Annotated in this window: 12 protein-coding genes and 1 pseudogene; 5 read left to right on the plus strand and 8 right to left on the minus strand. The window is 60.0% G+C overall.

The features are described from left to right. Window positions 1-41: 41 nt before the first annotated feature. Entirely contained in the window at window positions 42-1,439 is a 1,398-nt protein-coding gene (locus tag ACWKV5_RS23810; protein WP_483843243.1) for an autotransporter family protein, read from the minus strand. A 145-nt stretch (window positions 1,440-1,584) separates the two neighbouring features. Here ACWKV5_RS23810 and ACWKV5_RS23815 point away from each other — a divergent pair. Then, window positions 1,585-1,917, plus strand: a pseudogene (locus ACWKV5_RS23815) (MBL fold metallo-hydrolase); the annotation flags it as partial. An 80-nt stretch (window positions 1,918-1,997) separates the two neighbouring features. Here the strand turns inward: ACWKV5_RS23815 and ACWKV5_RS23820 are convergent. From ACWKV5_RS23820 to ACWKV5_RS23835, 4 genes are all read right to left on the minus strand, one after another. After that, window positions 1,998-2,531: a hypothetical protein gene (locus ACWKV5_RS23820; protein WP_483843244.1), complete on the minus strand. Its 534-nt coding sequence runs from the start codon at window positions 2,529-2,531 to the stop codon at window positions 1,998-2,000. Window positions 2,532-2,570: 39 nt separating this feature from the next. Beyond that, on the minus strand, window positions 2,571-3,152 hold the full coding sequence (locus ACWKV5_RS23825; RefSeq protein ID WP_483843245.1) for a hypothetical protein: 582 nt from the start codon (window positions 3,150-3,152) through the stop codon (window positions 2,571-2,573). Window positions 3,153-3,328: 176 nt separating this feature from the next. Further along, window positions 3,329-4,054 (minus strand): alpha/beta fold hydrolase, encoded by a 726-nt coding sequence (locus ACWKV5_RS23830; RefSeq protein WP_483843246.1) that lies wholly within the window; start codon window positions 4,052-4,054, stop codon window positions 3,329-3,331. A gap of 120 nt (window positions 4,055-4,174) precedes the next feature. After that, window positions 4,175-5,098, minus strand: coding sequence for a LysR family transcriptional regulator (locus tag ACWKV5_RS23835; protein WP_483843247.1), 924 nt, complete (start codon window positions 5,096-5,098; stop codon window positions 4,175-4,177). Window positions 5,099-5,188: 90 nt separating this feature from the next. On the opposite strand from ACWKV5_RS23835, the gene ACWKV5_RS23840 reads away from it, so the two are divergent. After that, on the plus strand, window positions 5,189-5,650 hold the full coding sequence (locus tag ACWKV5_RS23840; protein WP_483843248.1) for a GNAT family N-acetyltransferase: 462 nt from the start codon (window positions 5,189-5,191) through the stop codon (window positions 5,648-5,650). Window positions 5,651-5,721: 71 nt separating this feature from the next. Here ACWKV5_RS23840 and ACWKV5_RS23845 read toward each other — a convergent pair whose 3' ends face one another. The 3 genes from ACWKV5_RS23845 to ACWKV5_RS23855 all read right to left on the minus strand — a co-directional run bounded on the left by ACWKV5_RS23845 (window position 5,722) and on the right by ACWKV5_RS23855 (window position 9,650). After that, entirely contained in the window at window positions 5,722-6,609 is an 888-nt protein-coding gene (locus tag ACWKV5_RS23845) for a DUF2950 domain-containing protein (protein ID WP_483843249.1), read from the minus strand. A gap of 26 nt (window positions 6,610-6,635) precedes the next feature. Continuing rightward, the gene (locus tag ACWKV5_RS23850; protein WP_483843250.1) at window positions 6,636-8,219 is read right to left on the minus strand and encodes a DUF3300 domain-containing protein; all 1,584 of its coding nucleotides are present in this window, start codon (window positions 8,217-8,219) and stop codon (window positions 6,636-6,638) included. 132 nt (window positions 8,220-8,351) lie between these two features. Then, window positions 8,352-9,650, minus strand: coding sequence for a peptidase MATCAP family protein (locus ACWKV5_RS23855; protein WP_483843251.1), 1,299 nt, complete (start codon window positions 9,648-9,650; stop codon window positions 8,352-8,354). A 232-nt stretch (window positions 9,651-9,882) separates the two neighbouring features. Here ACWKV5_RS23855 and ACWKV5_RS23860 point away from each other — a divergent pair, with 232 nt between their 5' ends. The 3 genes from ACWKV5_RS23860 to ACWKV5_RS23870 all read left to right on the plus strand — a co-directional run bounded on the left by ACWKV5_RS23860 (window position 9,883) and on the right by ACWKV5_RS23870 (window position 12,706). Continuing rightward, a complete protein-coding gene (locus tag ACWKV5_RS23860; protein ID WP_483843252.1) occupies window positions 9,883-10,542 on the plus strand; it encodes a hypothetical protein in 660 nt (219 codons plus the stop codon). A 77-nt stretch (window positions 10,543-10,619) separates the two neighbouring features. Then, window positions 10,620-12,383: a SulP family inorganic anion transporter gene (locus tag ACWKV5_RS23865; protein ID WP_483843253.1), complete on the plus strand. Its 1,764-nt coding sequence runs from the start codon at window positions 10,620-10,622 to the stop codon at window positions 12,381-12,383. A gap of 59 nt (window positions 12,384-12,442) precedes the next feature. Further along, window positions 12,443-12,706, plus strand: a complete 264-nt coding sequence (locus tag ACWKV5_RS23870) for a hypothetical protein (RefSeq protein ID WP_483843254.1) — start codon at window positions 12,443-12,445, stop codon at window positions 12,704-12,706. The last annotated feature ends 18 nt before the right edge of the window (window positions 12,707-12,724 follow it).

Raw genomic sequence — 12,724 nt, forward strand, 5'->3', positions numbered from 1 at the left:
TTCGAACGTTCCTTCGAACGTTACGCCATTTAACGATGACTTCATCCCTTCGACGGTCGCCGCGCGTTTATCGGCAAATCCAGGTTGGCCTCCCACCAGCTCTCCCCAATCTCCGCCTCGAAGGGCACGAAGCCGTTGGCCGATGAAAACTCGGTCTTGGGCTGTCCCTTGAACTCATGCCAGACGCTGGGACGTAGCCAGCCATTGGTACGCAGTGCCTCGCCCTTGTCGTTCTCGCGGAACCAGTTCTTGGCCAGACGCACGCCAAGTCGGCCGATCAGCGAGTCGACGTCCCTGAAACGCACGTCGGCAGCGATGTCATCGCTGTTGTCGAGATCGATGTGGGAATAGATCACTTGGGCTTGTGGCTCGAGGTACAGGTTTTCATTCTTGTGTTCTTCATCGCCCTCATCGACCAGAAACGGGTAACCGGTTTCCAGTGATGCGGAGTAGCCCCAGCCTTGGGTGTCCAGTTCATCGATGTCGCCCGGTTTGGCTTCGATGTCGAAGCGGTGCAGTTGCAACACGCCGTCCACATAGCCACCGTCGGGCCCAAAGTGCGTCCAGTAGCCACCCAGGCTGTAAGCACGCAGTTCGTTTTCACCGGCGCCAATCCCGCTGTAGTGATCAACTCCCCCCGAGATATTGCCGACCGCCAGCGATACCCCGGCCAGGTCATGGCTGCCGTCGGTGTCCTCGCCGCGATAAAGGTCCAGACCGACCTGGAAGGCCTGCATGTCATAGTTGTAGCCTGGGGAGTTACCAAACGGGCCGTTGTGACCGCTTTCTCGTTCGCCATTGCGAAAGATCATCCGCCCCCAGCCGAGCGACGGGCCGTAGGTTTCTTCATGCTCCTTGGGCAACGGGTCGGTGGGCATCCAGTGTTCTTCAGCAACCCGCTCGTGCAAGGTGTCGATCATGCCGCGGGTATAAACCAGCGCCATGGCCGGGATGGCTCCGTACAACGAGGTTTCCGGGCGGAAGTTCGGCACGGACGGAGTAGGGGGCGTGGGCGTATCAGGCGTATCAGGCGGAACCGGTGGGGTTGGATCGGCGCTGGAACGCAGGTACCACGCTTCACCGTTGGTTGCATCCACGCTCGCCCGATGCAATGTGTATTCGTAGGGGCCGGCGATCGCCCGGTTGCCCAGGCGGAAAGCATTGGCGGCGGTGGTGCCGCCGTTCTGCGTATCCACCACGAGGATGCCGTTGCCGGTGGTCAGGGCACCTCGCCCAAGGACACCGCTGGCATCCCGGGCGTTACGGACCAGCAACGCCGTGTTGCCGGTGGCCAGCGCCGTTGCGGTGCCCCCGTCGATCACCAGTCTGTCGGAAGGCGAGCCGTCGCCCTCCAGGAATGTATGGAGCGCAATGGTGCCATCGCCGCTGTAATTGTTGACGGTGAGAGTCTTGAAGACACCGCCTGTGGGTGACTTCATCCGGGAAATCCGCCGGGCCGGTCAGGGGTGGAGGCGAAGCGGTCAGCAAGGGGAAGTCACTGAGCGTACCCACGCGCAGCCACTCACTGGCACCCGTCGCGGTCGAGTTGGTCAGGGTGATGTTGGCATCGCCGGCAACACCCGCCTCGGTAACGGCTGGTATTTTCATTTCAGCGACGGCTACACACCGGGGCAACTGTTGCCGGAAATCCTGCTACCCGGCGGGCCGGTGGTGTTTGTCGGCGACTTGATCCCGGGAACGCACTGGCTGAGCCTGAACGTCAACAGCGCCTATGATCGCAATCCCGAATGCGTGGTCGGGGACAAGGAACGCCTGCTCGATCATCTGGTGGCGATGCGCGGGCGCTTGTTCTTTTCCGTGGACCCGGACATCGCCATGGTCAAAGTCATGCGCGACCGGCAATCACGCTACGTTCCCTTTGATCCGTACACGTCGCTCAATCGTTTCGAAAACTGAGCATTCGGCTGTCGATGACTGTTGAACCTGAACATGGCGTTGAGGACAGCAGGCAACACTACTGTTGAACGCATCGCCAATTAAAAAAACCTGGTTATTTCATTCAAGATCCGGTCCTGGGTTTCAGTACTGGGCCTTTGACGATAAGCCACTGCCAAAAATGCAACGCCTTCGTAGTCGCAGCGGATCGAAAACGTCATCCCTTGACGAAACCCAAAAACGGACCGGTCTCCTGCATCAACAAAATATCTCGCTTTTGTAAGTGCTGCCTGGGCGTGCTTCAGGCATTCAGCCTGGCTAAGCGAGTGTTGTATCCAGCTAGTAGTGACACGCACAGAAGACGTCTCGCTATCATCGATAGGGGGGCGAGCAATTGCTTTGGCAGGTGTATTAATATTTTCGTTACTGGAACAAGCGGTCAGCCCCATTGAGATAACAGTCAGCAAAAATACCAAACGAAATCTCGAATGCTTAAGTGAGTTTCGCATCGCGGGGCGTTCCTCTGACGATGTGCAATGAATGAAAATTGCAGGTACTGACGTAATAGCGGATTTATGATCCTTTGCTACCTGTTTGCAGCGAATGCGACCAATGGTTGTAGGTGGACCCGTCATGTGGTTCTTCTGAAGCAGGTCATGCCCCCTGTGCCGATGCTACGTTAGCTCAAACCGCTCTAATGCATAATCCTTTCCGGCCAGGGTAAGTTCAAAGTAGGTGGCGCCGAACGTGCCTCGTGTCACTTTGTGCTTCACAAGATGTTTGATCTGGAGTTGCTTCAAGTCGGCTTCAACCTCTAGCCTGCTGAGTGAGACCAGTTTGCAAATTGAGTCCAGATTTGCAATTTTCCTGAAGTTTGCGTGATAGGCCAAAGCCTCCATCAGTAGCGTTTGGTTTTCTGTCAGTTGTGGGAACTCAGGGTTATTCTTTTTGTAAACTTTTCGCTCTATCTCATGCAACTCGCCGACCGCTCCGTCAGTGCTGCGGACGTAGAAAAACGCTACAGACAGCGTGCTGATTGAAAACATGATAATCGTCAGCACAGACCAATTCGGCATTGGTGTTTCCAGCAAAAGCCAGTCCCGAACACTTAGCAGTCCGCCCGTGGCATCCGCCAACAACGTCAGTTCGAAGTAGGTGTCGAGCAGTTTCATCGCAGCCCAGGCAACAAGGAAACCACCAGCCGACCAGGCCATGGCCTTGAGCGTGAATGGGGCGTGCCGGCGTTGTGCTGCCATGCTGCTCGTCTCTGGTGGAGAAACAGATGTTGTTAGCATAGCAGTGGAAAAGTGGCCCTCTGGCAGCCGGTCTGCAAGGTCAGCTATTGGTCGATAGAATCCACAGCCGCAACCAGACACCCAAATCGCAGCGCATTGAAGACGCAGACGCTACCCACCCCCCCGCGCGCATACGCTTAAAGCGCTACCCGCTCCAGAAACTTCCTGATTTCGAGCGAGTAGGCGCCAGGATGCGAGAACCTGAACATGTGGCCGGTGCGCGGCAGGATGACTTCCTGCGAACCCTTGATGCCCTTTAGCAGAATCCCCGCGGCTTCTTCGCCGATCAGCTTGTCTTCCTCGGGCGTCAGGATCAGCGTGGGGACGTCAATCTTCTTCAGCAGGGCCGAATAGTCGACCTTCTCGATCGAGCGCATGCGGTTGACGTAGGCTTTGTGTGGCGTCTCCTTGACGAAGAAGGCGCGACTCTTTGCGGTTGACCAAAGGGTCTCGCCTTCCTTGTCAAACGCCGACGCCAACTGCGCGGCGTGGACCCGTAGGGTCATCTGCCGATAAAAGGGCCCGGGGAAAAACGGTACGAACGCTGCCAATGTCTTGAGCAGGGGCGAGGTGACAGGGCTCTTGGCAAAACCACCCGACAGTACCAGTCCTTTCAGGCCTTTGGGCTGGCGCGTCGCAACCGCGATCGAAGCGACCGCGCCGTAAGAGTCGCCAACCAATACATAGTTCTTGAGGTCCTCTACCTGGTCAGCGATGAAGTCGGCCAATGTTTCAAGATCGCTTACATCATCGGGCAAGCGAAGAGTGCGCATGGCGCGGCTCTGCAAAGAGGTCATCTGGTCAAGCTGCCACGGGGCCCCTGCGAAGCAAGGGACCATGACCAACGTGGGCAGGGTATTCATGAAGTGTTCCTGGAGGGTTGAATAGACGACCGCACTCTAGGAGCACCGAGGCACTCGATGCCAATGGCATTTACACAGCCTGTCGATGCACGAGATTCATGATCCCGGGACCGCCGCTGTTCAGTCGGCGATCATCATGTTCGTGATCCACTCGACGGCGGGCTCGTTGGCGCGCCCTCGTGCTCGAATAACCAGCACCTCCCAAGTGGGCAGCGCCAAGGGCAACTCAAACAGGCTCAGCTGCGCGGTCTCCTGCATCTGCAAGGCGACCCGCTCGGCAACAACGGCAATCGATTGTGAAGCACCGACCATGAAGGGCACCGCCAGAAAGCTGGGGCAGGTAACGCTCACCTTGCGGGAACGACCGAGGTTCTCCAACGCATCGTCGACAGCGCCCCGTGTATCACCGCGCGGCGAGACCAGAATGTGGGGGAGGGAAGTGAAGTCATCCAATTCCATGTGCAATTTCTTGCCTCGCTTGACCAGCGCCGGGTGGCCCTTGCGCGCGATGCCGACGAAACGTTCCTTATGCACTAGCTGGCACTCAAAGCGCTGCGGGACTTGGGCAAATGAACCCGACCCCAGCACGATGTCGACCTCGCCTGCGTCCAGCAGACGTAGAGCGGATTCGACATCCGCCGGGCTGAGCTTCAGCACGGCCTGCGGCGCGGCGGCCTGGATCCTGGCCAGAGCAGGGGCGATGACCGTCATGACGGCGTGGTCGGTGGCCGCCACTGACAGTGTTGCTTGCAAACGACTCGGATCGAACGGGCCACGTGGACTGGCGACGAGCCTGACCGACTCGAGCACCGCCGCCACTCTCGGCATCAGCTCGATGGCCAGCGGCGTCGGCGCGATCCCGCGAGGGTTGCGAATGAACAGCTGATCATCAAAAGCGGTACGCAGCCTCGATAAGGCGTGGCTCGTTGCGGACTGGGACAAATGCAATCGTTCGGCCGCGCGGCCGACGTGCTTTTCAACCCAAAGCGCCTCAAGCACAACCAGAAGGTTGAGGTCGAAACGCGTCAAATCCAGGGGCTTCATGCGGTGTTGGCCTCATCGTTCATCATTTGAAGTGCGGCGGGTTATTCTGCTTCTCGAGCCGACATTAACCGACATTCGTCAGGATTTGCCATGAGCGAACGACACAGGATCCGCCAAGCCGTTGCAGACGACGAAGACGCAGTGCGCGCTTGTGCGGAGCAGGCGTATGCCCAGTATGTTTCGGTAATAGGACGAAAGCCTGCACCGATGCTGGCGGATTTCAGGGCTCAGATCGCTGCCGGGTTTGTGCACCTTTGCATCGGAGAACAGGAGGAATTGCGAGGTTTTATCGTCTTCTATCCGGTGGGCCAGCATATGCTTCTGGAAAATGTAGCCGTGTCCAAAGCGGGTCGTGGGAAGGGGATCGGCAAGGCACTCATTCAATTTTGCGAGGCGCAGGCGACGCGCCTGGGGTTTGGCAGCGTTTGTCTCTATACGAACGAGAAGATGACCGACAACCTGTCCATTTATCCTCGACTGGGTTACGTCGAAGTCCAGCGGCGCTCGGAAGATGGATTTGATCGTGTCTACTTTGAAAAGCGCTTGGGTTGACATTGCGAGCGGCGCAGCCAGCCCTGCCACCGCTTCGCGATCAAGGCCGCAGAGTTTGTAAACAACACCTCCTACTCCTGATCCGCAGCCACCTCCTTCCAACTGTCATCCGGATCAAAGCGCTTCATCGCCTTCGCCAGTTTTTCACTCTCAGGCCCCAGGTCTTTCTCGAACACCTGCCCTTCATGGCTGATCATGAAACTCATCACGCCGGTGTCGTTGTATTTCTCTGGCCAGGCGATCAGTGCAAAGCCCCGGCTCATCTTGTCGCCGATGAGGTAGCTGTAGGCGCCGCCGGGTGCTGAGGGTCCCTGGCCATCGAGAATGCGAAAGTGATAACCATGCCAGCCTTCGCCGGCAATGGTGTTGCCGAACTCAGCGCCCAGCGGGCTGATCTGACCGCTGTCGTCGTCCGCCCAATAAAGTCCGTCATGGGTGCCGGGGGTGCTGAAAATATTCTGCGCATATTCAAGTGCGCCGTCACCGTCGCGATCCACCGAGGCGTAGTCCATCTGGGCGTCGTGATAGGCCAGCGCCGCTTGCACCGCGGCCAATTCGTTGCGGCCGATTTGACGTGCACGGACTTCGGCACTGCCAGCCTTGACGTCGAAGCGCCAACCGTTGGTGCTTTTCACGATCGGGATCGGCAGTGTCCAGTGGTTACTGCCGACCGACAGAATCGCGGTGCGGTCATTGGTTTTTTCGATGTGGTTTTCCTCGTGGTACTGCTTCAGAAACGCATCCACGTCTTTGCGTTCGGCGCCTTCGCGAGGGATGAAACTGCGCCATTCCTTACCCAGCAACTCGGTCAGGCGTTCACGATCGGCGTGTGTCGTACCCAGTGCTTCGACGAACGCTTGAGCGGCTTTTTCCGGGGTTGGAAATTCCTGCTGTGCTGTCGCCACGCACGACCACGCCAAACCGGCAGTGATCGCCAAGGCCTGAAGGAGCACGCCCATGCGTGCCTTCAATCGAGGATAGTTGTTCAACGACGGCCACCCCTACTTTGACGCGCTGGCGGATTGGACGGCCGACTGACCTGATGGCCGGCGGCTCGCGCGGAACTTGGGCGCTGGGCGGATGCCTGGCTGGCCCGGCCACGATTGGCTTGTGCGTTGACTTGGGACGGGGAGCGCGCGCCGGCGAAGGCATTGTTGCGGGCACTGCCCTTGCTGGCGGCTGTCGTGGAAGGGCGGTTCTGCGTCGTTTGGCGCGCCTGCGCGTTGCCCTGTCGCTGGTTCGTCTGAGCGGTCTGTTTTCTCGGCTGCTGATTCGCCTGATTGTTTCTGGCCGTGCCCTGGCTTCTGTCAGACGCCTTTGCTCTTTCAGCGGCGTTCTGTCTATCCGCTGCCTTTTGTCTATCGGAGGTCTGAGGTCTATTGGCGGTGTTCGGTCTGTCGGTGCCGGCTTGCATCCGGTTGCCGGCTGTGGCCCGTGAGGTATCACGCACTTGATCACGGGCTTCGCGGTTGCTGGTAGGCGGGCGTTCGATACCGGCCCTGTCCATGGAACCTCGGGCATTTTCACGGGCCTGGGCGCGCTGGGCGTTGTCGCCTCGATAAGCCTGACGCTGACTGGCACCGTCCAGTTGCCGGCCGTACTGTTCGCGGCTGCGGTTATCGCGATAAGGGACGCCATTGCGGTGCGCGGAATTGTGCTGCCACTTGTTCTGGTTCACGTTGATGCGGTTGTTGCCATTGATGTTGTTGTAGCGCTCGACGTCGATGTCGACGTCGTTATTGCCCCAGTCACACTCACCCCACAACGCACCGACAATGGCCACGCCGGTACCAAACGCCAGCCCGGCCATCAAGGCCTGGCCCGGGTAATAGGCCGGCGGCGGTGGGTAGTACGCAGGCGGCGACGCCGGATACGGCCAGGTACCGTAGGCGGTTGTCGGGTTATAGGTGGGGACGTACACAACCTGCGGATCGGCGGGCTGGATGATGATGGTGGAACTGCTGCTGGCAGGGGCCGGTGCTGGCGCCGCGGGAGCGGGTTCTGCTGCAGGGGCCGGTGCTGGCGCGGCATTATTCTGAATGGTCACGTTCTGATATTGATTGCTCTGCAGGTTGCCTGCTTCCTGGGCCTGACGACGCAAGCGTTGCACCCCGTTCATGACATCGTCGGGCTGCGCGAGGAAGGCATCACCCAGGCGTTGGACCCAGACGGGATCCTGCCCCAGCGTTGCCAATACCTGCGGGAAGGCGACGAGCGCCTGCACGCTCGGGTCCCAAGGCTGGTTCGCCACTTGTTTGACTGCATCGTCGCCCTTGGCGTCCGGATGCGCTTTGGACCAGGTCACCGCTTCGGCAACTTCCCCGGGGTACGTGCTGGCCATCAGCACCTGTGCCAGCAGTGGATCGGGATACAGCGCAATGGGCGCCAGCATTTGATCCAGCTGTTCCTGGGTAAACACAGGATCTTTAGCCGGCAGCGGGGCGGGCGCAGCGGCCGGCGCCGTAGCGGCAGCGTTTGCGGGCGCAGGTGCGGTCGTACCGGCTGCCATGCCGTTAGACCCGCTCAACAAAAGGACAGCCGACAGCGCGTAAAATACTGGAATGCGCATTGCAACTCCCTGTAGTCAGGCAGGTTTGAAATGAGTGGATCAATGCCCTGGAAGTAGAAGCCGACTGTGCAAACCACAGGTCCTGACTTCGACGCCGCTCACTAAGCGTAGCAAACAAAAAATATCTGCCATTTATTTACGTTCACCCGGCCCGGCGCCACCACTGGCATCGGTTTCGTGCTCGTCTGCGAACGCCATGAGCACGTCCAGATCGAGCACGTCCAGCTGGATCCGGGTGATAAAGGCAGAGAAGGCGAGGTTGGCGGCGAGCAGGCGCAGATCGCTGGCCCAGGCAGGAAGATGGACCGGTGCCGTGAGCCAGCCGGATTCGAACAGCGGTGCCAGGCGTACGGTATCCCCCAGGCTGAGACGTCCGGCAAACAAATGGCCCACCAGTTCCGGCCGGTTATCGCGAATCGCGAGGCGCAGCAGGGTGTGGACACCGAGCAAGCCGGTCAGGTACGCGGCATCCTTGGTAAACGCCGAACCGCCCCGCAGGTCAGCGCCGCGAAACACCCGTTGGGTTGAGCGAAACGACTCCTCTTGCGATTGGCCGGCCGCCAGAAAACCTTCGAACACCTGAATGAAATCGGCGCCATCCAGCGCTTGCTGGACCGCAAGCACGCGCAGGGCCAGGCGACGCAAACGGTTGATGTCCATGCTGCCGGTGAACAGCTCCGCCAGGGTGGCAATGCCTTCCTGAGTCTGGGTTGTGCGCGGTGCTCCCAGGCCGAGGCTTTTGAGGTTGGGTTGGAGCGCGCCGTTTTGCGCCGTGGCGATATGCACGAACGCTTCGTGTTGCAACAACTGGTTCTTGTCCAGTTCCGAGAACAGCGCGCTGGCCCGCAGACGGATGCGGCTCACCCCGGCGATGGCTTTGGCGGCGAGGGTCGGATCGAGCACGACCGTGATCCGCCCCTCGCCGAAGAAACGGTCCAGTTCCGGCTGCATCCAGGCAGCAAAGACATCGGCCGGTATCTCGGCCGGGCTCGGTGGAATCCGCGTGCCGCCGAGCAGGGCGTCGGTGGTGTTGAGGAAAAACCGGGCGGCGTCGAGCATGCTCAGTTTCAGACGGTGGTAATAGAAGTCCGGACGCCGATAAAGCGCTGACGAATAGTCGGTAAAGGCAGGCGTGCCAATCGCCCCGAGCATGCGGCCGGCCGTGGCATAGCTTCGCGCAGTCATGGCGAGGTGGTTGCCGGCCGGATGCCCCGCATCGCATCGCTCAATAAAGGCTTCGAGGGCGATGATGTCGGCGCTGTGGTCACGCGGGCGCAGTTCGACGTCGGGCAACGCTGCTTTCCCTGCCCGCCAGTTCGCCAGGAAGGTTTCCTCTACGCCATCCGGCCAGGACAGGGCATCCAGCACGCGGATCTTGCGGGCCAGGCCGGGCAGGGCGGCATCGAGTTCTGAAAGGGGCGCGGCGTGCATCGGAATCTCCCGGGGGACGAGATTGACCTGAAAAAGCTTAGACGTTGCTGCCACAAAGCGCGTTTTGGCCTTCAGGCTGATGTGCTGCCATTCACAACCCGCTCACACCGGCAGCGACAATTTTTTTTGTCACTACAATGAAGTGAAATCGAAAAAGAGCACCGCCTGAAAGTGCGGTGCTTTGACCTTTGACGCTTGCACCACGCGGGTACTTTTCAGCGAGGTAGGACGCATGCCGAACACCGGAGAACAAAAACGGGCAAGGATTCTCGACCCGGTCGATCGAGTCACAGAAGTGATTTTCGGCTTGCTCATGGCGATGACGTTCACCGGAACGATCAGCGTGGCGACTTCGGGTCAGGAGGCGGAACGGACCATGATGTTCGCCGCGCTCGGTTGCAACCTGGCCTGGGGGCTCGCGGATGCGGTGATGTATCTGCTGCGGGCCTTGATCGACCGCACGCGCAAAAGCACGCTATACGCAAAACTCGCCGGGGCGGACGCGGCCACCGGCCAGACGCTGGTGGCGGCTGCATTACCGTCGCACGTGGCGGCAGCGGCCAAGCCTGAAACCCTGGAATTGTTACGCAGCCGCCTGGTTCAGTACCCGGCCGCGTCCGTGCCGTCGGGCCTCGGTTGGGAAGATTTCAAAGGGGCGCTGGGCGTCTTTCTCTTGGTGGTGGCCTCGACCTTTCCACTGGTCGTGCCTTTCCTGTTACTCGAAGACACCGCGCTCGCCGTTCGTTTATCCAATCTGGTCGGGATCGCGGTGCTGTTCATCGCGGGCTGGATGCTGGCGCGATACGCAGGCGCAAAACCTTGGCAGGGCGGGGTGGCGATGGCGGTCACTGGCGCTGTGCTGATCGTGGCGATCATCGCACTCGGTGGTTGAAGAACAGAGGAGGGCGCAGCCCCTCGTCTGCAGCCCTTTAGGCGAATATGCGCTGTATACCAAGGGGTTACAGTTCTATGAGCGATTCAGATTCTTCACCTTCCGCCCCGGAACCGGGTCGAATTGCACGCCGCGTCGCAGGCGCCGGTCAAAGCCCCTGGGCCCGCTGGCTACCGGGGCTGAACACGCTGCGCCACTATCAAATCGCCTGGCTGCGAAATGACATTGTCGCCGGACTCGTCCTGACCACCATGCTGGTGCCGGTCGGTATCGCCTACGCGGTGGCCTCGGGCGTACCCGGCATCTATGGCCTCTACGCGACCATCATTCCGCTGCTCGCTTATGCGTTGTTCGGGCCCAGCCGGATTTTGGTGCTGGGACCGGATTCCTCGCTGGCAGCGGTCATCCTTGCAGTGATCCTGCCGCTGTCTGGCGGTGACCCGTATCGCGCCGTCGCCCTGGCGGGAATGATGGCGATTGTGTCGGGGGTGGTCTGCATCCTCGCCGGGATCGCGCGCCTGGGATTTATCACGGAATTGCTCTCCAAACCGATCCGCTACGGCTACATGAACGGTATCGCGCTGACCGTACTGATCAGCCAGTTGCCCAAGTTCTTCGGTTTCAAGATCGAGTCCGACGGGCCACTGAGAAACATATGGGCGATCGCCACCGCGGTGCTGAACGGAAAAACCAACGGGGTCACCTTCGCGGTCGGCGCCGCCACGTTGGTGGTGATCCTGTTGCTCAAGGGACACAAACGCATCCCGGGTATTTTGATTGCCGTGGCCGGCGCAACCATCGCCGTCGGTGTGCTGGACCTTGCGACGAAATACGGCATATCGGTGCTCGGCGAACTTCCACAAGGCATGCCCGCGTTCGCCATTCCCTGGATCACTTCCGCGGATATGGTCCCGGTGCTGATCGGTGGTTGCGCGGTGGCGCTGGTTTCGTTTGCCGACACCAGCGTGCTATCGCGTGTTTATGCGGCGCGGTCGCGCACGTACGTCGATCCGAATCAGGAGATGGTCGGGCTCGGCGTCGCCAACCTGGCGGCCGGTTTTTTCCAGGGTTTTCCCATCAGCAGCAGTTCGTCACGCACTCCGGTGGCCGAGGCCGCCGGCGCCAAAACCCAACTGTCTGGCGTCGTCGGCGCGCTGGCGGTGGCCTTGCTGCTGATGGTGGCGCCGAACCTGTTGCAGGACCTGCCCAACAGCGCGCTGGCGGCGGTGGTGATCGCCTCGGCCATCGGCTTGATCGAGGTCACTGATCTGCGACGTATCTATCGCATTCAACGTTGGGAATTCTGGCTGTCCATCGCCTGCACCGTCGGCGTCGCAGTGTTCGGTGCCATCGAGGGCATTGGTCTGGCCATCCTGCTGGCGGTGATTGAATTCCTCTGGGATGGCTGGCGGCCGTATTCCGCCGTACTGGGCCGTGCCGATGAGGTCCAGGGTTACCACGACATCAAGCGTTTTCCCAATGCCCGGCTCATCCCCGGCCTGGTCCTGTTTCGCTGGGACGCCCCGTTGTTTTTTGCCAATGCCGAATTGTTCAATGACCGGGTGCTGGATGCCGTGGCGACATCGCCTACGCCCGTGCGCTGGGTGGTCGTGGCGGCGGAACCGATGACCAGTGTCGACGTGACATCTGCCGACATGCTGGCCGAACTGGACGAAACCTTGCGTGCGGCAGGCATCGAATTGTGTCTGGCCGAAATGAAAGACCCGGTCAAGGACAAACTCAAGCGGTTCGGGCTGTTCTCGCAGTTTGGTGAAACGGCGTTTTTTCCAACGATAGACACGGCCGTCGACAGCTATCTCGCGCTATACCCCGAGGACTGAGAGGCCGACTAAACTGACTGGCGAGTGAGCCAGCTATGCGCTTGAACGGGAGGAATATCATGATTGGCAAATACAGCATGATCGCTCTGGCGACATTGGTCGTCGCCGTGGGTGTGCAGTCAGTGTCGGTAATGGCCTACGCGACCGAGCAGGGAGAGCAGCGGCGTGAAGCGCGGGATACGCGGCAGACCGGGCGCTCGGATGCACGGCAAACCAAGGTCGATTGCAGGCAGGCCAGTGAAAAAAGCAACGCGCAATGCCGCCAGGACAAGCGCAGCACCAAACAGGACACGCGCCGCACTGCCCGGGACATCAAATATTGATGACCTGATCCCTATCGC

It is taken from the genome of Pseudomonas oplopanacis (assembly GCF_057128725.1).